Source organism: Aquabacterium sp. J223 (assembly GCF_024666615.1).
GTDB lineage: Bacteria > Pseudomonadota > Gammaproteobacteria > Burkholderiales > Burkholderiaceae_C > J223.
In genome coordinates this window covers 3,624,013-3,648,543 of sequence record NZ_CP088297.1, presented here as the reverse complement: position 1 = coordinate 3,648,543, position 24,531 = coordinate 3,624,013, and the positions used below count along the sequence as shown (strand labels likewise).

The 24,531-nt window shown below is 73.7% G+C and carries 23 protein-coding genes; 19 read left to right on the top strand and 4 right to left on the bottom strand.

All coding sequences use genetic code 11. The features are described 5' to 3' along the window. Positions 1-19: 19 nt before the first annotated feature. Entirely contained in the window at positions 20-523 is a 504-nt protein-coding gene (locus LRS07_RS17270) for a MarR family winged helix-turn-helix transcriptional regulator (RefSeq protein WP_260499182.1), read from the top strand. A gap of 8 nt (positions 524-531) precedes the next feature. Here LRS07_RS17270 and LRS07_RS17265 read toward each other — a convergent pair whose 3' ends face one another. Next, positions 532-1,050 (bottom strand): aromatic-ring-hydroxylating dioxygenase subunit beta, encoded by a 519-nt coding sequence (locus LRS07_RS17265; protein WP_260499181.1) that lies wholly within the window; start codon positions 1,048-1,050, stop codon positions 532-534. A 99-nt stretch (positions 1,051-1,149) separates the two neighbouring features. Between LRS07_RS17265 and LRS07_RS17260 the strand changes: the two genes are divergently transcribed. The 16 genes from LRS07_RS17260 (at position 1,150) to LRS07_RS17185 (ending at position 19,171) form a co-directional block, all read left to right on the top strand. Beyond that, positions 1,150-2,343: a mandelate racemase/muconate lactonizing enzyme family protein gene (locus LRS07_RS17260; protein ID WP_260499180.1), complete on the top strand. Its 1,194-nt coding sequence runs from the start codon at positions 1,150-1,152 to the stop codon at positions 2,341-2,343. A 23-nt stretch (positions 2,344-2,366) separates the two neighbouring features. Then, the gene (locus tag LRS07_RS17255) at positions 2,367-3,341 is read left to right on the top strand and encodes a D-2-hydroxyacid dehydrogenase (RefSeq protein ID WP_260499179.1); all 975 of its coding nucleotides are present in this window, start codon (positions 2,367-2,369) and stop codon (positions 3,339-3,341) included. Between the two features lie 13 nt (positions 3,342-3,354). Beyond that, on the top strand, positions 3,355-4,344 hold the full coding sequence (locus tag LRS07_RS17250; RefSeq protein WP_260499178.1) for a Bug family tripartite tricarboxylate transporter substrate binding protein: 990 nt from the start codon (positions 3,355-3,357) through the stop codon (positions 4,342-4,344). A gap of 21 nt (positions 4,345-4,365) precedes the next feature. After that, positions 4,366-5,475 (top strand): enolase C-terminal domain-like protein, encoded by a 1,110-nt coding sequence (locus tag LRS07_RS17245; protein ID WP_260499177.1) that lies wholly within the window; start codon positions 4,366-4,368, stop codon positions 5,473-5,475. Positions 5,476-5,508: 33 nt separating this feature from the next. Then, positions 5,509-6,492 (top strand): Bug family tripartite tricarboxylate transporter substrate binding protein, encoded by a 984-nt coding sequence (locus LRS07_RS17240; protein WP_260499176.1) that lies wholly within the window; start codon positions 5,509-5,511, stop codon positions 6,490-6,492. A gap of 138 nt (positions 6,493-6,630) precedes the next feature. Then, a complete protein-coding gene (locus LRS07_RS17235) occupies positions 6,631-7,620 on the top strand; it encodes a Bug family tripartite tricarboxylate transporter substrate binding protein (RefSeq protein ID WP_260499175.1) in 990 nt (329 codons plus the stop codon). Positions 7,621-7,701: 81 nt separating this feature from the next. Then, positions 7,702-8,367, top strand: coding sequence for a nitroreductase (locus tag LRS07_RS17230; RefSeq protein ID WP_260499174.1), 666 nt, complete (start codon positions 7,702-7,704; stop codon positions 8,365-8,367). Between the two features lie 182 nt (positions 8,368-8,549). Then, positions 8,550-8,987, top strand: coding sequence for a hypothetical protein (locus tag LRS07_RS17225; protein ID WP_260499173.1), 438 nt, complete (start codon positions 8,550-8,552; stop codon positions 8,985-8,987). Between the two features lie 191 nt (positions 8,988-9,178). Continuing rightward, positions 9,179-10,531 (top strand): TolC family protein, encoded by a 1,353-nt coding sequence (locus tag LRS07_RS17220; protein ID WP_260499172.1) that lies wholly within the window; start codon positions 9,179-9,181, stop codon positions 10,529-10,531. A gap of 41 nt (positions 10,532-10,572) precedes the next feature. Further along, positions 10,573-11,757, top strand: coding sequence for an efflux RND transporter periplasmic adaptor subunit (locus tag LRS07_RS17215; protein WP_260499171.1), 1,185 nt, complete (start codon positions 10,573-10,575; stop codon positions 11,755-11,757). Beyond that, entirely contained in the window at positions 11,754-14,885 is a 3,132-nt protein-coding gene (locus LRS07_RS17210; protein ID WP_260499170.1) for an efflux RND transporter permease subunit, read from the top strand. Before LRS07_RS17215 ends, LRS07_RS17210 begins: the two co-directional genes overlap by 4 nt. Positions 14,886-14,908: 23 nt before the next feature. After that, complete coding sequence (locus LRS07_RS17205) at positions 14,909-15,229, top strand: P-II family nitrogen regulator (RefSeq protein ID WP_260499169.1); 321 nt, start codon at positions 14,909-14,911, stop codon at positions 15,227-15,229. 93 nt (positions 15,230-15,322) lie between these two features. Beyond that, entirely contained in the window at positions 15,323-16,240 is a 918-nt protein-coding gene (locus LRS07_RS17200; protein WP_260499168.1) for a GGDEF domain-containing protein, read from the top strand. A gap of 136 nt (positions 16,241-16,376) precedes the next feature. Continuing rightward, positions 16,377-16,991, top strand: coding sequence for a Spy/CpxP family protein refolding chaperone (locus LRS07_RS17195; RefSeq protein WP_260499167.1), 615 nt, complete (start codon positions 16,377-16,379; stop codon positions 16,989-16,991). A gap of 67 nt (positions 16,992-17,058) precedes the next feature. Continuing rightward, positions 17,059-17,772 (top strand): response regulator transcription factor, encoded by a 714-nt coding sequence (locus LRS07_RS17190; protein ID WP_260499166.1) that lies wholly within the window; start codon positions 17,059-17,061, stop codon positions 17,770-17,772. 10 nt (positions 17,773-17,782) lie between these two features. Continuing rightward, the gene (locus LRS07_RS17185) at positions 17,783-19,171 is read left to right on the top strand and encodes a sensor histidine kinase (protein ID WP_260499165.1); all 1,389 of its coding nucleotides are present in this window, start codon (positions 17,783-17,785) and stop codon (positions 19,169-19,171) included. Positions 19,172-19,175: 4 nt separating this feature from the next. Here LRS07_RS17185 and LRS07_RS17180 read toward each other — a convergent pair whose 3' ends face one another. From LRS07_RS17180 to LRS07_RS17170, 3 genes are read right to left on the bottom strand one after another with little or no spacing between them, the layout of a single operon-like run. Beyond that, the gene (locus tag LRS07_RS17180) at positions 19,176-20,561 is read right to left on the bottom strand and encodes an MATE family efflux transporter (protein WP_260499164.1); all 1,386 of its coding nucleotides are present in this window, start codon (positions 20,559-20,561) and stop codon (positions 19,176-19,178) included. Further along, entirely contained in the window at positions 20,558-21,031 is a 474-nt protein-coding gene (locus tag LRS07_RS17175; protein WP_260499163.1) for a DUF3717 domain-containing protein, read from the bottom strand. Before LRS07_RS17175 ends, LRS07_RS17180 begins: the two co-directional genes overlap by 4 nt. Before the next feature lie 20 nt (positions 21,032-21,051). Continuing rightward, entirely contained in the window at positions 21,052-22,362 is a 1,311-nt protein-coding gene (locus LRS07_RS17170) for a tryptophan--tRNA ligase (protein ID WP_260499162.1), read from the bottom strand. 54 nt (positions 22,363-22,416) lie between these two features. On the opposite strand from LRS07_RS17170, the gene purN reads away from it, so the two are divergent. Together purN and LRS07_RS17160 are read left to right on the top strand one after the other, a co-directional pair. Continuing rightward, complete coding sequence (gene purN, locus LRS07_RS17165) at positions 22,417-23,058, top strand: phosphoribosylglycinamide formyltransferase (protein WP_260499161.1); 642 nt, start codon at positions 22,417-22,419, stop codon at positions 23,056-23,058. Positions 23,059-23,073: 15 nt separating this feature from the next. Then, on the top strand, positions 23,074-24,333 hold the full coding sequence (locus tag LRS07_RS17160) for an RsmB/NOP family class I SAM-dependent RNA methyltransferase (RefSeq protein WP_260499160.1): 1,260 nt from the start codon (positions 23,074-23,076) through the stop codon (positions 24,331-24,333). Positions 24,334-24,531: the final 198 nt, after the last annotated feature.

The following is a 24,531-nucleotide window of genomic DNA, read 5'->3' as shown; positions in this document are numbered from 1 at the left end:
CCCTCCTAAAATCGAGGCGATGGACCACGACCCGTCGGCCCGGCCGATCAGCCTGGATGACCATGTGCCGACGCTCGCGTCGATCCTCGCCAGTCGTCTGCGGCGCGTGGCCAGCCGGTACTACCTTCGTCATTTCGGGGTGGGCATCGTGGAGTGGCGCATCGTGATGTGCCTGGGGGTGCAGCCGGGCCTGAGCGCCATCGAGATCTGCCGCCGCACCGACCTCGACAAGGCCGCGGTCAGCCGCACGCTGATCGAGCTCGAAGGCCGCGGCTGGACCGAGAGCACGCCGCTCAACGAAGGCGGGCGGCAGAAGCAGATCTGGCTGACGGCCGAAGGCCGTTCGCTGTACGCGCGGCTGGGCGTGGCCATCGCCCAGCGGCACGAGACGCTGCTGAGCACCCTCTCGCCCGAGGAGACGCGCACGCTGGTCGACCTGATGCGCCGGCTCATCGCACGCGCCGACGTGCTGGAGGCCGAACAGGGCGAGGCCGGCGAGCGCGACGACGACATGGCGGGCTGAGGCACGGCCTACAGGCAGTAGACGTCGATCAGGGTGGACACCCGGTCGTTGACCAGCACCACCTTCTTCGCCGCGATGCGCAGCGGCGCGCCGGGCCGCCGGGTCATGCGCACCTCGTAGCGGCCGAACAGGGTGTGCTGCTCGGCCGTGCGCGGGTGCACCGTCATCACGCACCAGGTGGCCGCCACCTGCAGCCCGCCGGCCTCGGCGGCGTCGGCCACCACGTTGCTCACGAAGTGCGCGGTGCGCGGCAGCGGCATCGCCGTCACCGACTTCTGCGAGGTGATGCGCCGCACGCGCTCGACCAGCCCGGCCTTCGACGGGTGGTAGATCCAGGAGATCTCGCGGTCCGGGTCGTCGGTGGTGGTGCCGTCGTCGCGCCAGGCCGGCACCCAGAACACCGCGTCCTCCTCGTAGAGGTCCAGCCAGGCCGCCCAGTCGCGCCGGTCCAGCGCGGCGCCCTCGCGGTGCAGCAGCGCCGCCGCCTGGGCGGCCGCGTCGCGAAGGTCGGGGCCGGCTGGCGTCAAGGGCGCTCCCTGGGAAAAGGCGAGGTGCATCGGGCGAAAGTTCAGTCTAGGATTGGCAAGTTGACAAATCAACTCAACAGAAACCCCTAGCCGCTCGCCATGAAGATCGTCGACGTCCAGAGCCTGCATGCCGATGGCGGCTACCGGGTGTGCTCCTACCTCAAGGTCACCACCGACGAAGGGCTGGTCGGCTGGTCGGAGTACTACGACAGCTTCGCGCTGACGCGCATCGACCCGCTGATCCAGGACCTGGCCCGGGCGGCCATCGGCATGGACCCGCGCCAGTTTGGGCGCGTCAGCGAGAGCCTGCTCGCCACCACGCGGCTGTCGGCCGGCGGGCTGGCGCACCAGGCCGTCGCGGCCATCGAGAACGCCTGCCTGGACATCGCCGGCAAGGCGGCCGGCCTGCCGGTGCACACGCTGCTCGGCGGCCCGCTGCGCGACCGGGTGCCGGTGTACTGGACCCATTGCGGCAGCTTCCGCGTCGGCCCGCGCAAGCGCTTCTACACCGAGGTGCTGGGCTGCCCGCCCGTCCGCACCCTGCAGGACCTGGCCGACGTGGCGCGGCAGGCGGTGGCCCAGGGCTATCGCGCGGTGAAGACCAACCCGGTGTTCTTCGACGGCGAGGAGCCCACCTTCTTCAACGGCGGCTTCCGCATCGCGCCGGGGTTCCTCGACCGCTCGCTCTCCGACCGGCAGGTCGGCGCCATCGTCGAGCAGATGACCGCCTACCGCGAGGCGGTGGGGCCCGACGTGGGGCTGATGCTGGACCTGAGCTTCAGCCAGCGCACGGAGGGCTACCTGCGCATCGCGCAGCGGCTGGAGCCCCTCAACCTGTCGTGGCTGGAGCTCGACACGCCCGACCCGCAGGCGCTGGCGCTGATCCGCCGCCACACCCGGGTGCCCATCGCCTCGCTGGAGTCGCTGCACGGCATCGGCCAGTACCGGCCGTTCATCGACCAGCAGACGGTGGACACCTGCATCGTCGACCCGATGTGGAACGGGGTCTGGCAGTCGGCCCGCATCGCCGCCTTCGCCGACGCCTACGAGACCACCATGGCGCCGCACAACCCGGTGGGCGCGCTGGGCAGCCTGATGAGCCTGCACCTCAGCGCCGCGGCGCCCAACCTGCGCATCATGGAGCTGCGGGTGGACGAGGCGCCGTGGACGCGCGACTTCCTGACCCATCCGCCCGAGGTGGTCGACGGCGCGATGCGCGTGCCCGACCGGCCGGGCTGGGGCAGCGACCTCGACGAGGACGCGCTGCGGGCCCGACCGCCGCGCGGCCGCTGACCTTCCGACCGAGGAGCCTTCCCATGCGCATCGTCTACTGGGCCCGCATGAAGCTCGGCCGCGACGAGATCGTCGACGCGGTGAAGCGGGTGCCGGGCGTCGAACTGCAGGTGACCACCGAGCTCGACGAGACGCTGCAGGCGCTGCCTGGCGCCACCGGCCTGGTGCTGGCGCACGGCCCGCAGGACGAGGCGCGGCAGGTCTTCGCCACGCTGCGCGGCCCGGCCCGCAGCGTGCGCTGGCTGCACTTCACCACCGCCGGCCGCGAGGGCTACGAAGAGCTCGGCTGGCCCGAGGGCGTGACCGTCAGCTACGCCGGCGGCGGCGTGTCGCCCGCGGTGGCCGAACACGCGATGGCGCTGCTGCTGGCCATGGTCCGCCGCGTGCCCGACCTGGTCGGCAGCGTGATGGCCCGCCGTGCCTTCGACCGCACGCTGGTCGCGCCGCGCGCCCGTTCGCTGGAGGGCGGCACGCTGGTGGTGGTGGGGTACGGCCACATCGGCCGGGCGCTGGCGAAGCGGGCGCGCGCCTTCGACATGCGCATCGTCAGCGTGTCGCGCACCGCGCGGCCCGACGGCCTGGTCGACGAGGCGCTGCCGCTGGCGCGCCTGCACGACGCGCTGGCCGTGGCCGACGCGACGGTGGTGGCGATCGCGCTGACGCCGCAGACCACGCGGCTGCTCGACCGCGCGGCCTTCGCCGCCTGCAAGCCGGGCGGCCTGCTGGTCAACGTGGCGCGGGGCGGGGTGATCGACCAGGCGGCGCTGTGCGAGGCGCTGCACAGCGGGCGGCTGGGCGGCGCGGCGCTGGACGTCACCGACCCCGAGCCGCTGCCCGCCGACGACCCGCTGTGGGACTGCCCCAACGTGCTCATCTCGCCGCACTACGCCGGCGCCGGCAGCCCGCACAGCGTGCTGCGCCTGGCCGAAGGCGTGGGCGAGAACCTGCGACGGCTGACGGCGGGCGAGCCGCTGCTGCACGTCGTGTCCGGTGATTGACGCAGGAGACCGCATGACCACCCGACGCCAGCTCCTTCAATCGGTCGGCGGCAGCCTCGCGCTGTCGGCGATGGCCCTCGACGCCCGAGCCCAGGCGGCACCGCCGCTGCTGCGGCAGCTCACCCTCGTGGTGGGCTTTCCGGCCGGCGGCGGCACCGACGTGGCCGCGCGGGTCATCGCGGAGGGACTGCGAGGCCGATATGCCGAGACGGTGATCGTCGACAACCGGGTCGGCGGCAGCGGCCGGCTCGGCGCCGCGTACGTCAAGGACGCGCCGGCCGACGGCAGCGTGCTGCTGTTCACGCCGGCCTTCCCGCTGGCCATCTTCCCGCACATCTACAGGAAGCTGCCCTACGACGCGCTGGCCGACTTCACCCCGGTGGCCACCACCAGCAAGGGCGCGCTGGGGCTCTCGGTGGGGCCGGCAGTGCCGGCGTCGGTGCGCACCGCGCAGGAATTCGTCGCCTGGTGCAAGGCCCACCCGGATGCGGCCACCTACGGCGCGCCGGCCGGCGGCGGCCAGCACTTCGCCGGCGTGATGTTCGCGCGGCGTTCGGGCGCGCCGCTGCGCATGGTGCCGTACAAGGGCGGCGCGCCGTCGGTCACCGACGCCCTGGGCGGGCACATCGCGTCGGTGGTGACGCCGCTGTCGGAGGTGCTGCCGCACGTGAAGGAAGGGCGGCTGCGCCTGCTGGCCACCACCACCCGGCAGCGCAGCCGATTCACGCCCGACGTGCCGTCCATGCAGGAGCTGGGCTGGGACGTGGTCTTCGACGACTGGTCCGGCCTGGTGGCGCCGGCGAAGACACCACGCGAGGTGGTGGCGCGGCTGAACGCGCTGGTGGGCGACATCGTGCGCGCGCCGGCCGGCACGGCGGCGCTGCAGAACCTGGGCATCGACATCGACCTCAACAGCCCCGAGGACTTCGCCGCGCTGTACCGCACGACCTGGGAGCGCTACCGCGACGTGGTCCGCTCCACCGGCTTCACCGCCGAGGACTGACAACCGGCACTGGCAGGACACATGAAGATCACCGACCTCACGATCACCGTCTTCACCTGGGACGGCCTGGTGCCGCTGCGCTATTCGCGGCACGTCGCGTCGAGCAAGCCCTCGTGCCAGCTCGGTCTGCTGCAGGTCCACACCGACGAGGGGCCGGTCGGCCGCGCGTTCATCGGCTCCCCCACGTCGCCGGCCGAGTTCGACGTGCAGCGGCTGATCGACGTGCTCAAGCCCATCGTGATGGGGCAGGACCCGCTGCAGCGCGAACGGCTGGGCCGGCTGATGTGGGGGCGGGTGCGGGCGGCCAGCGTGCGCACCGTCGGCGCCGTGGACACCGCGCTGTGGGACATCGCCGGCCAGGCGGCGGGGCTGCCCATCCACGCGCTGATCGGCGGCTACCGCCGCAGCCTGCCGGCCTACGCCAGCTCGCCGGCGCGCGACGACATCGCCTCCTACTGCGAGGAGGCGCTGCACTGGAAGTCGCGCGGCGTGACGGCCTACAAGATCCACGCGCCGCACCCCTGGCGGCAGGACATCGCGGTGTGCGAGGCGGTGCGCCGTGCGGTCGGCGACGACCACGTGCTGATGCTGGACGCCAGCTGGAGCTACGACTACCCGACCGCGCTGCGCGTCGGCCGGGCGCTGGAGGCGCTGAAGTTCCACTGGTTCGAGGACCCGCTGGGCGAGTGGTCGATCCCCAGCTACGTCAAGCTGCGGCAGAAGCTGGACGTGCCGCTGATGGCCACCGAGCTGCCCTTCGCCGGCTTCGACACCTACGCCCCCTGGCTGATGGCGCAGGCCACCGACTTCCTGCGCGGCGACGTGGCCTTCAAGGGCGGCATCACCACCATGCTGAAGACGGCGCACCTGGCCGAGGGCTTCGGCATGAACTACGAGATCCACCACGGCAGCAACTCGCTGAACAACGTGGCCAACCTGCACGTGGCGGCGGCCATCCACAACTGCGAGTACTTCGAGGTGCTGCTGCCCGACGCCAACAACAAGCACGGCCTGGTGCAGGACCTGGAGATCGACGGCCAGGGCCAGGTGCACGTGCCCGACGGCCCCGGCCTGGGCGTCGAGGTGGACATGGACCGGGTGCGCCGGCAGCAGGTGGCGGTGCTGCGCTGAGCGGCGGGCCGACCCCAACGACAGGAGACGACCTTGCAACGCAGACACCTTCTCGCCTCGGCGCTGGCCGCGCCGCTCCTGCCCGCCGCGGCGCAGGCACCGGACGGCTTCCCCAACCGCCCGCTGCAGCTGGTGGTGCCGTTCCCGCCCGGCGGGGCGGTGGACATCGTCGGCCGCAAGATGGTGGAGAAGTTCAGGGACGGCCTGGGCCAGCCGGTGGTGGTGGTCAACCGGCCGGGGGCCAACGGGGTGGTGGCCTGGCAGTCGCTGCTGACCGCCAAACCCGACGGTCACGACATCCTGGCGCCGGCCGGCCAGGGCCTGGGCTTCATCCACCTGATGAACCCGCGCATCACCACGCCCTTCCTCAGCGAGTTCGCGCCGGTGGCCTCCTATGCCAACTACCCGGTGGTGTTCCTGGTGCACAAGGACCTGCCGGTGAACAGCCTGAAGGAGCTGGCCGCGCACGCGCTGCGCCATCCCCGCACCTTGAACTACGGCACCACCGGGGTCGGCTCCGGCGGGCACTTCCTGTTCGAGCTGTACAAGTCGGTGGCCGGCGTGCCGGACGATGGCCTGCAGCCGGTGCACTACGCCGGCATCGCGCCGGAGCTCACCGCGCTGGTCGGCCAGCAGATCCAGGCCGCCATCATGCCGCTGACCTCGCTGGCGGCGCAGCAGATCGACGCCGGCAGCATCCGCGCGCTGGCGGTGTCGGCGGCGACCCGCTCGCCGTTCCGCAAGGAGATCCCGACGGTGGTGGAGCAGGGCTTCCCCGACCTGGTGGCCAAGGACTACCTGACCTACTGGGTGCCGGCGCGCACGCCGGCGTCGACGGTGCGGCGGCTGGCCGACGCCACGCGGGCGGCCGTGGACGACCGCGAGGTGCGCAAGATCCTCGAGGACCTGTACCTGGAGGCGGAGTTCCTCGACGGCGCCGGCGCACGGCGCCAGTTCGAGCAGCGGGCGGCGGCGTACGAGCCGCTGATCAAGCGGCTGAACATCCGCCTGCAGTGACGGGCCGGCGGGCTGCCGCCGGAGGCCGCGTCCTAAGCTGAACGCGCGTCGGTCGTCGAATGTGTCAATCGACGCCGCGGCCCCCGCCGCCAATACTGGGGGGCCGGGCGAATTGACCCGAGCGCGAAGGAGACCTGAATGACCCTCAACCGACGCGACCTGCTGGTCCATGCCGCCGGACTGGCGGCCTCGGCCGGCGTGCCGCTGGCCGCGCAGGCCCAGGGTGGCGCCGCCGCCAACTGGCCCCGGGGCCCCGTGCGCATCATCGTGCCCAACGTGCCGGGCGGCGCGCTCGACATGACCGCGCGGCTGCTCGAGAGCGAACTCGGCAAGGTGTGGAAGACCCCCATCGTCGTCGAGTTCAAGCCCGGTGCGGGCACCATCACCGGCACCGACGTGCTGGCCAAGTCGCCGCCCGACGGCCACACCCTCGGCATCCTGGCGGTGGGCTCGCTGGCCATCCAGCCGGCGCTGCGCAAGGACATGCCCTTCGACCCGCAGCGCGACCTGTCGGGCATGCTGCTGGTGCTGGGCAACATCCTGCTGGCGGCCTCGCCCAAGCTCGGTGTCAACAACCTGGCCGAGCTGATCGCCTACGGCAAGGCCAACAAGGGCAAGCTGACCTACGCCACGGCCGGTGCCGGCAGCTCCATGCACCTGGCCGGCGAGCAGATCAACCTGCTGACCGGCATCGAGATGACGCACATCCCGTACAAGGGCGCGGGCGGCGCCTACGGCGACGTGTTCGAGAACCGGGTCAACCTCATCATCGACCCGCTGTTCAGCACCATGCCGCACGTCAAGAACGGCCGGCTGAAGCCGATCGCGGTGATGTCGGCCAAACGCGACCCCAGCGCGCCGGAGATCGGCGCCGCCGGCGAGGTGTTCGCGGACTTCGACTTCTCCAGCAACACCGGCCTGGGCATGCCGCGGGGCACGCCGCGCGAGATCGTCAACAAGATCGTCACCGACGTGAACCAGGTCATCCGGTCGGAGGCGCTGGCGCCGCGGCTGAAGGAGGCCGGCCTCATCGTCACCGGCTCGACGCCCGAGCAGTTCGACGAGTACATGCGCCGCAGCACCAAGTACTTCGCCGAGATCGTGGCCAAGGCCAAGGTCACGATCTGACCGGCCGGCCCGCCGCCCGGCGGGTCGGACAGGGTCGGCGCGGCTCGGCAAGAATCGGCCGCAACCGACACGGAGGCACAGGTGCTCGAACGTTTGCTGGCCGAACGCCATTCCTGCCGGGCGTTCCGGCCCGACCCGGTTGCGCGCGCGACCATCGAGCGGCTGCTGTCGCTGGCGCAGCGCACCGCGTCCTGGTGCAACACCCAGCCGTGGCACGTGCACCTGGTCTCGGGCGACCGGCTCGACGCCCTGCGGCGCGACTACGTGGCGCGGCAGCGCGGGCGCTCGCCGGCCGAGGCCGCGCCGGACCTCGAGTTCCCGCTGGCGTACCGCGGGGCCTACCAGGACCGGCGCCGCGCCTGCGGCTTCGGGCTCTATGCAAGCCTCGGCATCGGCCGCGAGGACCGCGACGGCGCGCAGCGGCAGAACCTGGAGAACTTCCGCTTCTTCGGCGCGCCGCACCTGGCGGTGGTCTCGACCGCCCGCGACCTCGGGGTCTACGGCGCCATCGACTGCGGCGGCTACATCGCCACCTTCCTGCTCGCGGCGCAGCACCTCGGCCTGGCGGCGGTGGCGCAGGCGGCGGTGGCGGTCGATTCGGCCTTCGTGCGCCAGTCGCTCGGCATCGCCGACGACCGCCAGGTCGTGGCCGGCATCTCGTTCGGCCATGAGCAGACCGACCACCCGGCGAACGCCTTCCGGGTCGACCGCGCGCCGATCGAGCAGGCGGTGACCTGGGTCGACTGAGGTGGACCGACCGGGGTGGCGACGGGCTCGGAACCGGTCGCGTGCGGCCGGCGGCCGGTCGCTCGAAGGGTTGACTGCGCCCCTGGGTCGGGGTCGACGTGGTAAAAACCCGTGGTTGCCGTGGAACTTGTTGTTGCGTTGCCGGCTCCGTCACCCGCCGCAACGCTCCAGCCCTTCCCTTCGTGACCTTCGCCAACCCTGCCCGCCGCCTGCCGCCCGGTCTCCACCGGGGGCTGGTGCTCGGGCTGCTGCTGTTGCTGGCGCTGCTGTCGTGGGCGGTGTCCGCCTCGGACTGCCCGACGCGCAGCGCGCGGGCGGGCCGCACGCTGCTGCCGGCGGAGCCGGCCAGCGCGACGGCGGCCGTCGCTGCGGCGCGTCCCTCGTGGAGCCAGGCCGCCTCGGTCACCACCGCCACGGTCGCGGCCTGCGCGGTGCGCGAGGCGCCGGCCCCGGCCCTTCCAAAGGAGGCGGCGACGGTGGACGCGCCGGAGTTCGGCCCCATGCCGGGGCTGGCCCTGGCCGCCGGCGGGCGCCCGTCGCAGGCGTGGCCGCTGGCCGCGGGCCCGGCCCATCCCAACGCGCCGCCGCAGCGGCTGCTGCGCCCGCCCGCCCTGGGTTGACGGTGTTGCCCGCCGCGCCGGTCTGGTGACCCGCGCGGCGGTGCGTGTCACGATCCGCCGTCCCGACAGCCCAGGCTTCGGGCGGCGGCCGCGGCCCGTAGCCCCTTCGACCGCTCGGCACCGGACTGCCCCCTCGGCAGGTCGTGGCGTGAAGCGTGCAGGGCTCCGGCCCAACCTTGTCCCGCCCCCCCATGCGCTCCTGCCGTTCGTCCCGTTTTCCCTGGTCGGCCTGTGCCCTGGTCGCCGCGCTGCTCCTGCCCGTCGGCGCCCTGGCCCAGCCGGCCGACCCGGTGCCGCCGCTGCCGGCCATGCCGGCGCCGGCGCCGCTCGGTCCGGTGCCCGAACTGGTCGTGCCCCAGCTCAACCTGCCCTCCGGCCAGGCCTACCGGCTCGACGACCTGCTCGCCCTGGCGCGGGAGGCCAATCCCGCGCTCGCCGCGGCCCGTGCCCGCATCACCGCGGCGCAGGCCGGCCTCATCACCGCCGGCGCCTACCCCAACCCCGACATCGAGGTGATGACCGGCCGCCAGCGCGCGCGGCTGCCGGCCGCCGCGGGGGGCAACGGGCAGAGCCTGTCGATCACGCAGCCGATCGAGCGGCCGGCGCTGCGCGAGGCGCGGCGCAACGTCGCCGAGTCGTCGCTGGAGGGCTCGCGTGCCGCCGCGGGCAGCTTCTCGCTGGACCTGCTGACCGACCTGCAGCTGCGCTACTACGCGCTGCTGCGCGCGGCGGCCGATGCGCGCAACGCGCGCGAGGACCTGGCGCTGGCCGAGCAGATCCGCAACCGGGTGGCGGTGCGGGTGGACACCGGCGAGGCGCCGCGCTTCGAGCTGATCCGCGCCGACACCGAGCGCCTGAACGCCCAGCGCGCCGTGCAGGCGGCCGTGCTGCGCGTGCAGCAGGCGCGCAACGAACTGCGCCGGCTGGTCGGCCCCACGCTGCCGACCGACTTCCGCCTCGTCGGCAGCATCGAGGACCCGCCGGGCGCGCCGCCGGCGTCGCTGGAAGCGCTGCGCGTCTCGGTGCTGCAGCGCCACCCCGAGCTGCGGCTGGCCCGCGCCGAGCTGCAGACCGCCGAGGCCCGCCTGGCGCTGGAGCGCCAGCGCCGCCTGCCGGCCTTCGCCTTGCGCGGCACCTCCGAGCAGGAGCCCGACGTGCGCATCAACCGGGTCGGCGTGGTCGTCAACGTGCCGCTGTTCGACCGCCGGGTCGGCCCGATCGCCGAGGCCGAGGCCGAGCTGATGCGCCTGCGCAGCAGCCTGGCCGACCGTGAGCTGCAGATCGGCCAGCAGCTGGAGATCGCCTGGCAGCAGTACGAACTGGCCGCCGGCCAGGTCGCCGCGCTGGAGGGCGGCGTGCTGCGCCAGGCCGCCGACGCGATGCGGGTGGCCGAGGCCGCCTACCGCGCCGGCGAGCGCGGCATCCTCGAATGGCTGGACACGCAGCGCGCCTTCCGCCTGGCGCGCAACGACCTGAACACCGCCCGCTACGACCTGCGCGCCGCGCTGGTCGAGCTGGGCCGACTGGGCGCGGAGCTGCCATGAGCGCCATGACCGTTGCCCCACACACCACCCGAAGGACCGCCATGTCGTCACACCGCCCCATCGCCGCAGCGCGTGTCCTGCTGCTGACCGCCGCCCTGGCCGCCGCCGGTCTGGTCGCCGGCTGCGGCAGCGAGGCCGAAGCGAACAAGCCCGCCGCCGCCGCGGCGCCGACCGACCCCCGCCTCGTGACGCCGCCGGATTCGCTGGCCCAGCGCCTGAAGACCGGCGTCGTCGCCCGCGTGCCGGTGAGCGAGCCGCTGCAGGTGGTCGGCCGGGTCGACTTCGACGAGCAGTCGGTGGCACGCATCGGCGCGGCGGTCACCGGCCGGGTGACCGAGCTCTACGCGCTGCCGGGCCAGTCGGTGCAGGCCGGCGAGGTGCTGGCGCAACTGCACAGCGCGGAGCTGGCCACGGCGCAGCTGGCGCTGCTGAAGGCGAGGGCGCAGCGCGACCTGGCCGGCAAGGCGGTGGAGCGCGCCCGCACCCTGCTGGCCGCCGACGTCATCGGCAGCGCCGAACTGCAGCGGCGCGAGAACGAGCTGGCCGTCGCGCAGGTCGAGGAGCGGGCCGCCACCGACCAGCTGCGCGTGATGGGCGTCTCGCCCAAGGCGATCGCGCAGACCACCGCCAGCGGTGCCATCAACTCCACCTCCTCCATCGTGTCCACCGTCAACGGCGTGCTGGTCGAGCGGCGGGTCAACCGCGGCCAGGTGGTGCAGCCGGCGGAGATGCTGTTCACCGTCGCCGACCTGTCGCGGGTGTGGGTGGTGGCGCAGGTGCCGGAAAGCGAGATCGGCCGCGTGCGCGTCGGCCAGCCGGTGAAGGTCGAGGTGGCCGCGCAGGGCATCGACGCCATCGAAGGCCACCTGGTCTGGGTGGCCGACATCGTCAACCCCGAGACGCGCACGGTCACCGTGCGCACCGAGGTGGCCAACCCGAAGCGGCAGCTGCGGCCGGCGATGCTGGCGAACATGGCGATCGAGCCGCTGCCGGTGGAGCGCCTGGTCGTGCCGTCCAGCGCGGTGGTGCGTGAGGAGAACGTCGACCACGTCTTCGTCAAGACCGACAAGGGGCCCTGGCGGCTGACGCCGGTGAAGCTGGGCGACGAGGTCAACGGCCTGCGCGCCGTGCGCTCCGGCCTGGTCGGCGGCGAGACCATCGTCATCGAGGGTGGCTTCCACCTCAACAACGAGCGCAAGCGCGCCGAACTGGGCGGCGCATCATGATCGAGTCGCTCATCCGCGGGGCGCTGGCGCAGCGCCTGATCGTCGTCGTCTTCTCGGTGATCCTGCTGGCCTTCGGGCTGGACGCCGCGCGCAAGCTGTCGCTCGACGCCTTCCCCGACGTCACCAACGTGCAGGTGCAGATCGCCACCGAGGCGCCTGGCCGCAGCCCGGAGGAGGTGGAGCGCTTCGCCACCGTGCCGATCGAGATCGCCATGACCGGCCTGCCGGGCCTGGAGGAGATGCGCTCGCTCAACCGGCCGGGGCTGTCGCTGATCACGCTGGTGTTCACCGACGCCACCGACGTCTACTTCGCCCGCCAGCTGGTGATGGAGCGGCTGATCGAGATCGCCGGCCGGCTGCCGGTGGGCATCTCGCCGGTGCTGGGGCCGGTGTCCACCGGCCTCGGCGAGATCTACCAGTACACGCTGGAGCGGCCCGACGACGCCGACCGGCAGCTCTCCATCGACGAGCTGACCGAGCGCCGCACCGCGCAGGACTGGGTGGTGCGGCCGCTGCTGCGCTCCATCCCCGGCATCGCGGAGATCAACTCGCAGGGCGGCTACGAGAAGCAGTACCAGGTGCTGGTGGCGCCCGACAAGCTGCGCTACTACGGCCTGACCATCCACCAGGTGTTCGAGGCGCTGGCGCGCAACAACGCCAACGCCGGCGGCGGCGTGCTGCCGCACTTCGCCGAGCAGTACCTGATCCGCGGCGTCGGACTGGTGCAGTCGCTCGACGACATCGGCCGCATCGTGCTGAAGGAGTTCCAGGGCACGCCGGTGACCATCCGCGACGTGGCGGAGGTGCGCATCGGCACCGCGGTGCGCGTCGGCGCGGTGGTGAAGAACGGCGTCACCGAGAGCGTGGGCGGCGTGGTCATGATGCTGCGCGGCGGCAACGCCAAGGAGGTGGTCGGCCGCGTCAAGGAACGGGTGGCCGAGATCAACGAGCGCGGCATGCTGCCCGACGGTCTGAAGATCGTGCCCTACTACGACCGCTCGGAGCTGGTCGACTCGGCGGTCAACACCGTGGTCAAGGTGCTGATCGAGGGCGTCATCTTCGTCGTCGTCGTGCTGCTGCTGTTCCTCGGCGACATCCGCTCGGCGCTGGTGGTGGTGGGCACGCTGGTGCTGACGCCGCTGGTCACCTTCCTGGCCATGAACCACCTCGGGCTGTCGGCCAACCTGATGTCGCTCGGCGGCCTGGCCATCGCCATCGGCCTGATGGTCGACGGCTCGGTGGTGGTGGTGGAGAACGCGGTGTCGCACCTGTCGCGGCCGGGCGCCGCGTCGGAGTCGCGCATCCGCGTGCTCTTCGAGGCCGTCAAGGAGGTCGCCACGCCGGTGATCTTCGGCGTCGGCGTGATCATCCTGGTGTTCCTGCCGCTGATGACGCTGCAGGGCATGGAAGGCAAGATGTTCGCGCCGCTGGCCTACACCATCGCCATCGCGCTGGCCATCTCGCTGGTGCTGTCGCTGACGCTGTCGCCGGTGCTGGCGTCGTACCTGCTCAAGGTCAAGGCCACGCCCGAGGGCGAGCACCACAGCGAGGAGGCGCACGACACCTGGCTGGTGCGCAAGCTCAAGCGCCCCTACCTCGCGCTGCTGCACCGGGCCATCGCGCGGCCCGGCGTGACCGTGCTGGCCTCGCTGGTGATGCTGGTCGGCGCCGGCGCGCTGATCCCCTTCCTCGGCAGCTCCTTCATCCCGGAGATGAAGGAGGGCTCGGTGGTGCCGGCCATCGACCGGGTGCCCAACATCTCGCTGGAGGAATCCATCCGCATGGAGATGGAGGCGATGAGGCTGGTCATGCAGGTGCCGGGCGTGAAGTCGGCGGTGTCCGGCGTCGGCCGCGGCGAGAGCGCCGCCGACCCGCAGGCGCAGAACGAGTCGACGCCCATCGTGTCGCTGGCCGACCGCGACGACTGGCCCGACGGCTGGACGCAGGACACCATCGCCGACGAGATCCGCAAGAAGCTGACGTCGCTGCCCGGCGTCAACATCGTCATGGCCCAGCCGATCAGCGACCGGGTCGACGAGATGGTGACCGGCGTGCGCGCCGACATCGCGGTGAAGATCTTTGGCGACGACCTGGGCCAGTTGAAGCGGCTGGGCGACGACATCGCCCGCGTGGCCAAGGGCCTGCGCGGCGCACAGGACCTGAAGGTCGAACGCATCGCGGGCCAGCAGTACCTGCAGATCGAGATCGACCGCCAGGCCATCGCCCGCTACGGCCTGAACGTCAGCGACGTGCACAACGTCATCGAGACGGCCATCGGCGGCAAGGCGGCGACCGAGATCTACGAAGGCGAGCGCCGCTTCTCGGCGGTGGTGCGGCTGCCGGTGGACTACCGCGACGACATCGAGTCCATCCGCAAGCTCATCATCAGCGCGCCCAACGGCGCCCAGCTGCCGATGTCCAGCGTGGCCCGGGTGGAGGTGGCCGAGGGCCCGGCGCAGGTCAGCCGCGAGCTGGCCAAGCGCCGCATCGTGGTGGGCATCAACGTCGCGGACCGCGACCTCGGCGGCTTCGTCGCCGAGCTGCAGCAGAAGGTGGCGCAGCAGGTCAAGCTGCCGGAGGGCTACCGGCTGGAGTGGGGCGGCCAGTTCCAGAACATGGAACGCGCGCTGGGCCACCTGTCCATCATCGTGCCGATCACGGTGGGCGCCATCTTCTTCCTGCTGTTCCTGCTCTTCCGTTCGGTGAAGACGGCCTCGCTGATCATCCTGGTGCTGCCCTTCGCCTCCATCGGCGGGGTGGTCGGGCTGTTCGTCTCCGGCGAGTACCTGTCAGTGCCGGCCAGCGTGGGCTTCATCGCGTTGTGGGGCATCGCGGTGCTCAACGGCGTGGTGCTCATCAGCTACATCCGCGACCTGCGCGCCAAGGGCATGGACGTGGCCGAGGCGGTGGTGGAGGGCGCCAAGCTGCGCTTCCGGCCGGTGATGATGACCGCCACCGTGGCCATGCTGGGCCTCATCCCGTTCCTGTTCGCCACCGGGCCCGGCTCGGAGGTGCAGCGGCCGCTGGCCATCGTGGTCATCGGCGGCCTCATCACCTGCACGCTGCTCACGCTGGTGATGCTGCCCACCATCTTCCGCTGGTTCGACGACCAGCCCAAGACGGCCTGAGGCCGTCGATCGACGAGGACGACATGAAGGAGATCAAGGCCGTGATGGCGCCCCAGCGGCTGCCGGGTCTGCATGCGGCGCTGCGGGCGCAGCCCGGCTTCCCGGGCATGACGGTGCTGCGCGCCGAAGGCTATGTCGGCGCCGTCAGCGGTGGCGCGGTGTCCATCCGCGATGCGCTGCGCGACCACGTGCCCCGGGTGCGGGTGGAGATGGTGGTGTCCGACGAGGTGGCCGAGCGGCTCTACGACTGCGTGGTGGCCAGCGTGTCCAGCGGCCAGCCCGGCGACAGCGCGGTGTGGATGACCGACGTCGACCGCGCGGCGTTCGTGCACAAGACGGTCTGACCTGGGCCACCGCCGCCACCCCGGGCATCTGGTCGCCTTCGGCGGCCCGTCCCCTGCCGGGGGGTGGTGAGCGCAGGGTCGCACAATGGACTCATGTCCGACGTCGAACCGCTTCAACTGCTGCAGGTGACCCCGCCGGGCGCGCCGCTGCTGGCCGCTGCCGGCTGGCAGGCGACCCGCTGCGACGACCTGGCCCAGGCCACGCAGGCACTGGCCGCCCGCCGCTTCGACGCGCTGCTGGCGCCGCTGCCGGCGGCGCCGTGGCCCGGGCTCGGCGCCGCGGCGCTCGACACCGCGGTCGTGCTGCTGGCGCCGGGGCGTCAGCAGCTCGACGCGGCGCTGCCGCTGCTGCTGCAGGGCGTGCAGGACCTGCTGCCCGACGACGCCGACGACGCCGAGCGCCTGCGCTCGCTGCGCCTGGCGGTGGAGCGCAAGCGGGTGGAGCGCGAGGCGCGCAAGGCCTGGACCACCGACCTGGCCACCGGCCTGCCGTCGCAGGCCCAGCTGGCCGAGCACATGAGCCAGCTGCTGGCGCTGCGCCAGCGCGAACCCGCGCCGATGGCGCTGCTGGTGCTGCGGCTGGAGGGCTTCGCCACCACGGAGCAGCGGCTGGGCCGTGAATCGGCGCAGGTGCTCAGGCGCAAGGCCGCGGTGCGGCTGCGCGCCGGCGTGCGCGCCAGCGACGTGGTCGCCGCGCTCGGCCCCGATGCCTTCGGGGTGCTGCTGTCGGCGCTGGAGGAGCCGGCCCATGCCCGCCGCGTCGCCGACAAGCTGCTGGCCGCGCTGCACCGGCCGTTCAGCCTGGCCGGCCACCCGGTGGCGGTGGCGGCGGTGGCCGGCGTGGCGCTGTGCCCCGGCGACGGCGACCAGCCCGACGCGCTGCTGCGCCATGCCGCCGCCCAGGCGGCCCTGCAGGCGGCCACCCACCGCGGCGGGCTGGCCAACCGGGTGGAGCAGGGCGGTGCGCTGCCGCGCGCGGCCAACGACGACGAACCGCCGTCGGACGGCTGAGGCCCGGCGCGCGAGCCGCCGGCCGCCGCCGGGGTTCACGCTTCTTTACCTGGGCGGCAAGGCCGGTTCACCGCCGGCCGCGATGCTCCTTCCATCGAGCCTGCCACTGGGCTCGCCACCCGAAGGAGAGAGATCGATGAACGCCCTCAACCCCACCGCCTGGACCCCCGCGCGCCGTCCGCTGCGCCTGTTCGCCGCCGGCCTGGTGCTGGCGATGGCCGGCAGCGTGGCCCTCACCGCCTTTGCGCAGCCGGTCCCGCCCGCCCCCGCGGCGGAGCGCGGCATGGGCCACCACGGCCATGGCCATCATGGCCACCATGGCGGCCCGGGCGGCCCCGGCATGGGCTGGCTGGGCGGCCGCGGGCTCGACCGGATGCTCGACAGCGTGAAGGCCACCGACGCCCAGCGCACCGAGATCCGCCGCATCGCCGACGCCGCGCGCAGCGACCTGCGTGCCCAGCACGAGAGCGGCCGTGCGCTGCGCGGCCAGGCGCTCGACCTGTTCGCCCAGCCGACGGTCGACGCCAACGCCGCCGAAGCGCTGCGCCAGCAGACGCTGCAGCAGCACGACGCCGCCTCGCGCCGCATGGTCCAGGCCATGCTGGAGGTCAGCCGGGTGCTGACGCCCGAGCAGCGCCAGCAGCTGGTGCAGCGGATGAAGCAGCGCCAGGAGCGCATGGCCGAACGCCATGGCCGCGACCGCGCACCGGGCGCCCCCGCCACCGGCGCCATGCCGGCCACGCCGCGCTGAACACGCCGGCCCGCCGGTCCCCCGGCGGGCCGCCGTATGCTGCGCCGCCAACGCCGATCCTTGCCGCATGACCCACCACCGCCTGCTGCTCATCGACGACGACGCCCGCCTGGCCGGCATGGTGGGCGACTACCTGCGCGGCGCCGGCTTCGAGGTCGACGTCGCCGGCACGGTGCAGGCCGGCCGCGAGCGGCTGGCGGGCGGCGGCTACGACGCGCTGGTGCTCGACCTCATGCTGCCCGACGGCGACGGCCTGTCGCTGACGCAGGCGCTGCGCGCCGACCCGAGGACGCGGCGGCTGCCGCTGCTCATGCTCACCGCCCGCGGCGAGCCGACCGACCGCGTGGTCGGCCTCGAGCTGGGCGCCGACGACTACCTGCCCAAGCCCTTCGAGCCGCGCGAGCTGCTGGCCCGCGTGCGCTCGCTGCTGCGCCGGGCCCAGCCCGAGGCCGCCGACGCCGCGCCGGCGGAGCGCCTGCGCTTCGGCCGGCTGGAGATCGACACCGGCGCGCGCAGCGTGCGCGTCGGCGAGCGCGACTGCGACCTCACCGCGCACCAGTACGAGCTGCTGCTGGTGCTGGCCCGCCACGCCGGCCGGGTGATGAGCCGCGACCAGATCATGGACGCCCTGCGCGGCCACCCGCAGGAGGCCTTCGACCGCTCGATCGACGTGCACGTCTCGCGCATTCGCGCCGCCATCGAGGACGACCCGAAGAACCCCCGCCGCGTGCTCACCGTGCGCGGCGCCGGCTACCTCTTCGCCAAGAAGCAAGACGAATGACGCCGGCGCCGTGAAGTCCCTGTACCTGCGCATCTACCTCACGGTGGTGGCCGTGCTCGGCGTGTTCGCGCTGATCGCCGGCGGGCTGGCGCAGAACCGGCTCGACCAGGAGCGGGAGCGGCTGGGCCAGTTCGCCAGCGAGCGGGTACAGGCCTGGGCGGCGCTGATCGAGAACAGCCTGCCGCCGGCCGACGCGCCGCTGGACGAGCAGCGCGACGCCCTGCTCGACTGGGCGCAGCGGCTGCGCCTGCCGCTGGCGCTGGACGACCGGCGCGGTCTGCGCATCGCCACCTCGGAGGCCTACAGCCGCCGCGAGGCCGACGCCGGCCCCGGCGCCCGGGCGCCGCTGCGGGTGGCGTTGAGCGACGGCCGGGCGCTGTGGCTTTTCCGGCCGTGGCCCCGTCGCGACCGCGAGCCGCGCGCCTTCGGTCCGGGCCCCGGGCCGGGCGATGCCGGGCCGGTCCCGCGCGCCGACGACGGCCGGCCGCCCGGACCGCCGCCCGGCCTGCTGGCCGGCTGGTGGTGGAGGGCCGGCGGTGCCGGCATCGCCGTCGGGCTGGTGCTGCTGTTCATCGCCATCGCCGCCGGCGCCTGGCCGGTGGTGCGGCGGCTGACCCGCCGGCTGGAGCGGCTGCAGCGCGGCGTCGAGGCCTTCGGCGCCGGCGACCTGAAACACCGGGTGGCGGTGGACGGCCGCGACGAGGTGGCCGCGCTGGCCGGCAGCTTCAACCGGGCCGCCGGCCGCATCGAGCAGCTGCTGGCCTCGCACCGCTCGCTGCTCGCCAACGCCAGCCACGAGCTGCGCTCGCCGCTGGCGCGGCTGAAGATGGCGCTGGCGCTGCTCGACGACGACGTCCTGCCGGCCGAGGGCCGCCAGCGCCTGCGCAGCGAGGTGGCGGCCAACATCGCCGAGCTCGACGCGCTGGTCGAGGAGGTGCTGCTCGCCAGCCGGCTCGACAGCGCCGCGCAGCCGCTGTCGCGCGCGCCGGTGGACCTGGTCGCGCTCGCCGCGGAGGAGGCCGCCCGCGCCGGCGCCGAACTCGAGGCCGACCCCGGCCTGGCCCCGCTGGACGGCGACGAGCGCCTGCTGCGCCGCGCGCTGCGCAACCTGCTCGACAACGGCCGCCGCTACGGCGGCGAGGCGCTGGCGGTGACGCTGACGCGCCGGGGCGCCGTCGTCGAATGCCGGGTCTGCGACCGCGGCCCCGGCGTGCCCGAGGACATGCGCGAGCGCATCTTCGAGCCCTTCTTCCGCCTGCCCGGCCATGCCGAGCAGGCCGGCGGCGTGGGCCTGGGCCTGTCGCTGGTGCGCCAGATCGCCCGCGCCCATGGCGGCGAGGTGCGCTGCGAAGCCCGCGAGGGCGGCGGCAGCTGCTTCGTGCTCGGCCTGCCGGGCTGAGCGGTCAGCCCGGCGCGGCGACCTGCCGGGCCTGCGCCCGCGCCGCCACGTGCCGCAGCAGCGCCACCAGCGCCAGGGCCGCCAGCACCAGCGCCATGGCGCCGGCGGCCCAGAAACCCGGCGCGCCGGCCAGCGCCGGACCGGCGCCGCCACGGCCCAGCCACCAGCCGCCGCCCAGGCCGACGCCCCACAGCGACAGCGCGTAGATGAGCACCGGCACGGTGGCCACCCGCCAGGCGCGCAGCACCTGCGACGACACCGCCTGCGCCGCATCGGCGACATGGAAGGCCGCCACCCAGGCCAGCAGCGGCACCACGCTGGCCGCCAGCGCGGCGTCGCCGGTGTAGAGGCCGGCGATGGGCTGGCGCAGCAGGGCCAGCAGTGCCGCCGCCACCGCCGCGATGCCGAGCGCCAGCCGCAGCGCCCGCCGGCCCAGCGCCTGCGCCCGGCCGACCTCGCCGGCGCCCAGGGCCTGCGCCACCAGCGCACCGGCCGCCTGCGCCATCGACAGCGGCATCATGAACAGCAATGCGGTGAGGTTGGCGGCGATCTGGTGGCCGGCCACCTGGTCCGGCGCCAGCCGCGAGATGAGCAGCGCCATGAAGGAGAAGCCGGTGACCTCGATCAGCACCGCCAGGCCCATCGGCACCCCCAGGCGCAGCTGGGCGCCCAGGCTGTGCCGCTGCGGCCGCGGCCAGCCGCGCGACCACAGCGCGAAGGGTTCGTAGAAGCGGTCGCGCCGCGTCAGCAGCGCCGCCGCCGCCAGCTGCGTCCACATGACGATGGCGGTGGCCACGCCGCAGCCCGTGACACCGAGCGCCGGCACGTCCAGCGGTCCCAGCGACCCCCCCGACACCAGCAGCGCCGACAGCGGCACCTTCAGCGCCAGCCCGCCGAGTTGCAGCGCCATCACCGCCTTCGGCCGCGACACCGCGGTGTTGAAGCCGCGGAAGGCGGTGAAGAGCAGGGCGGCGGGCACCGCCACCGCCAGCGCCAGCAGGTAGCCGCGCACCCGGTCGGCCACGTCCGGCCCGGCCTTGGCCAGCCAGAGGAAGGGCTGCGGGAAGGCCAGCAGCGCCGCCGCCGGCAGCGCCAGCACCAGCGCCAGCAGCAGCGCCTGGCGCAGCTGCTCGCCGGCGTCGGCGTACCGGCGCCCGCCGAAGAACTGGCCGGCGATCGGCCCCACCGCCATCACCATGCCCATCAGCCCGATGAAGACGGTGACGTAGGCCGACGCACCCACCGCCAGCGCCGCCAGGTCCAGCGCCGAATGGCGGGCCAGCAGCACGGTGTCCACCGTGGCGAAGCCGAGCACCGCGATCTGGCCGATGAAGACGGGCCAGGCCAGCGCGAGCAACCGCCGCGCGTCCTCCATGAAGCGGACCGTCACGTCGGTCCGCCGGTGCCGGCTGGCGCGAGGTTGAGGCTCGCCGGGTCCGGGTGGTCCTCGCCGGAGGCCTTCTGCGCCCGCTCGGCGTAGCGGTTGAAGCGCCAGGCCGTGCCCTCGCGCACGATGCGGTGCCACACCGCACGCTTCTCGCCGGGGCTGTAGGACGGCCAGTGCTGCACCTCCTCGAAGCTGCGGCCGCAGCCCTTGCAGGTGTCGTCGCCCTGGCTGGTCGAGCAGATGGCGATGCACGGCGCGTCGGGCGTGGTGGCGTACCAGGCCAGCCAGGCGTCCTTGGCCTTCTTCGGCATGCTGGCCTCGTCGCACAGCGCCTCGTGGTAATAGACCATCAGGGCGTAGACCTCGGCCAGCGCCCGCACCTCGGGCGCGGCCTTGACGCCGTCGGGCGAGGGCGAGCGCTCGCGCCACCAGTTGATGGCGGCCTCGATGTCGGCGATGTGGATGCCGGCCATCGGCGCGGGTGCAACGCCGTTCAGGCCGCCGCCTCGGCAGCGGCCAGCGCGTCGAGGGCAGCGGCCGCCGCGGCCAGGTCGCCCTGCGCCCGGTCGAGCGGCGCCTCCGCCAGCGCCGCGGCGCCCTCGGCCTTCAGCCGCTTGACCCAGGCGCCGGCGTCGCGGCCGTTGTCGAAGCCGGTGCTCTGCAGCAGCAGCGCGCCGTCGGCGGCCACCAGCTTGAAGTAGAAGCGGCCGTCGGCCTCGCGGTACTGCTTGAAGGCGGCCAGCGCTTCGGCCCGGGGCTTGGCCGGCGCGGCGCCGCCGGTGTCGGCGGCGGTGGCGGGGCGCAGCCCCACCGCCTCGCGCAGCTCGTCCAGCAGCGGCCGTGCCACCGCGCGCGCCTTGGCGGCGCCGGCCTGAAGGATGTCCTCGATGCGGTCGGGCCGGGCCATCAGCTCGACATAGCGCTCGCGCATCGGGCCGATGTGCCGCTCGACCAGGGCCACCAGCCGCTGCTTGGCCTCGCCCCAGGCCAGGCCGGCGCGCAGCTCGGCGTGGAAGGCGGCGCGCTCGTCCGGCGTGGCGAAGGCGTCGTGCACCATGACCAGCGCGCTGCCGTCGGGCTCCTTCGGCTCGCCGGGCGCGCGCGAGTCGGTGACGATGCGCGCGATCGCGTCCTTCAGCGCCGCCGCGCCGCCCGCGAACAGCGGGATGGTGTTGTCGTAGCTCTTCGACATCTTGCGGCCGTCGAGCCCCGGCAGCGTCGCCACGTCTTCCTCGATCTCGGCGCGCGGCAGCACGAAGAGCTCGCGGCCGGCGCCGAACAGGTGGTTGAAGCGCTGCGCCATGTCGCGCGCCATCTCGATGTGCTGCACCTGGTCGCGGCCCACCGGCACCCGGTGCGCGTTGAACAGCAGGATGTCGGCGGCCATCAGGATGGGGTAGCTGAACAGGCCCATGCTGACGCCGTCGTCCGGCTCCTGGCCGGCGGCCTCGTTGGCGTCGGTGGCGGCCTTGTAGGCATGGGCCCGGTTCATCAGCCCCTTGGGGCAGACGCAGGTCAGCAGCCAGGTCAGCTCCGGGATCTCGGGGATGTCGCTCTGCCGGTAGAAGGTGACGCGCGCCGGGTCCAGCCCGCAGGCCAGCCAGGTGGCCGCGATCTCCAGCCGCGAGCGGGCGATGCGCGCCGGGTCGTCGCACTTGATCAGCGCGTGGTAGTCGGCCAGGAAGAAGAAGCTCTGCACACCCGGCTCGCGGCTGGCCGCGACCGACGGCCGGATGGCCCCGACGTAGTTGCCCAGGTGGGGCGTGCCGGTGGTGGTGATGCCGGTGAGGACGCGTTCGGACATCCGGACATTCTGCCCCTGGCCGTCGGGCGGCCGCCGCTACACTGCCGCCCCTTCATGAAACCGCAGCGCATCGTCGTCCTCATCTCCGGCCGCGGCAGCAACATGGCCGCCGTGGCGCGGGCCTGCGCCGACGAGGGCTGGCCGGCCGAGGTGGCGGCGGTGATCGCCGACCGGCCGGAAGCGGCCGGCCTGGCCTGGGCCCGGGACCACGGGCTGCACACCGACGTGGTCGACTTCCGCCGCCATGGCGGCGACCGCGCCGCCTTCGGCGCCGCGCTGGCCGAGGCCATCGACGCCCAGGCGCCGGACCTGGTGCTGCTGGCCGGCTTCATGCGCATCCTCACGCCGGACTTCGTCGCCCGCTACGAGGGCCGGCTGATGAACGTGCACCCCTCGCTGCTGCCGGCCTTCACCGGCCTGCACACCCATCGGCGGGCGCTCGAGGCCGGCGTCAAGTGGGCTGGCGCGACGGTGCACTTTGTCACCGCCGAGCTGGACCACGGCCCCATCGTGCTGCAGGCGGCGGTGCCGGTGCGGCCGGATGACGACGAGGCCTCGCTGGCCGAGCGCGTGCTGGCCCAGGAACACCGGATCGTGCCGCGCGCGGTGCGCTGGTTCGTCCACGGCCGGCTGCGGCTGGACGGCGGCGCGGTGCGCCAGCTCGACGGCGAGCCGCAGGCCGTGGTGGCCGAGTAGGCGGGGGCAGCAGCGGTGCACCCCAAGGCCCTGCTGGCGCTGGCCGCCGACCTGGTCGCGCGCCTCCAGAAGCTGGACGCGCCGGCCGACGGCACCGTCTCCACCTTCTTCCGCGAGCAGCGCGGCCTCGGCCCGCGCGAGCGCCACACCCTGGCCGAGACCGCCTACGCCGTGCTGCGCCAGCGCCTGCGCTGGCAGCACCTGGCCCAGGGCGGCCCGGGCCCGATGGAGCGGCGGCTGGCGCTGCTGGCCTGGCAGGGCGACGAGGGGTTCCTGGCCGTCGCGCTGAACCCCGACGAAGCGGCCTGGCGGCGCCAGGCGCTGGCCGTCGACCCCGCCACGCTGGCGCCCAAGCTGCGCCACAACCTGCCCGACTGGATCGCCCAGCCGCTGCAGGCCCGGCTGGGCGAGGCCGACTTCATGGCGCTGGCCGACGCCCTGCTGCAACCGGCGCCGCTGGACCTGCGGGTCAACGTGCAGAAGGCCAAGCGCGAGGCGGTGCAGCAGGCGCTGGCCGAGGCCGGCATCGCGGCCGAGCCCACGCCGTTCTCGCCCTGGGGCCTGCGGGTGCCGGGCAAGCCGGCGCTGCAGAAGCTCGACGTCTTCACCCGCGGCGAGGTCGAGGTGCAGGACGAGGGCAGCCAGCTGCTGGCGCTGCTGGTGGCGCCGAAGCGCGGCGAGATGGTGGTCGACTTCTGCGCCGGCGCCGGCGGCAAGACGCTGGCGCTCGGCGCGGCCATGCGCAGCACCGGCCGGCTGTACGCCTTCGACGTCTCCGGCCACCGGCTGGAGGCGATGAAGCCGCGGCTGGCGCGCAGCGGCCTGTCCAACGTGCACCCGGTGCAGATCGCCCACGAGCGCGACGACCGCGTCAAGCGGCTGGCCGGCAAGGTCGATCGGGTGCTGGTCGACGCGCCCTGCACCGGCCTGGGCACGCTGCGCCGCAACCCCGACCTGAAGTGGCGCCAGTCGCCGCAGGCGCTGGCCGAGCTGACGCAGAAGCAGGCCGCCATCCTGGCCAGCGCCGCCCGGCTGCTGAAGTCCGGCGGCCGGCTGGTCTATTCCACCTGCAGCCTGCTGGCGCCGGAGAACGAGGCCATCGCCGAGGCCTTCGGCGCCGCGCACCGCGACTTCCGGCCGCTGCCCGCCGCCGACCTGCTGGCGCAGGCGCAGGTGGGCGAGGCGGCCTCGCTGGTCGACGGCGACGTCCTGCGGCTGTGGCCGCACCGCCACGGCACCGACGGGTTCTTCGCCGCCGCCTGGCAGCGGGCGTGACCCCACGGCCGCGTCGGCATGGGCGTTGCACGGGTCGGATGACCAGCGCGGGCCGGGTCGAAGCCCGGATGAGGACAGGAAATACCGTCCCCCGGGATGGAACCCTGCGACGGCAGGCCGTCTAACCTCGTCGGCTGTAAGGTGGTTCCCCGGGGCGCCACTTACAATCCGCCCGCCTTCTTTCAGGCTCCTCAGGCA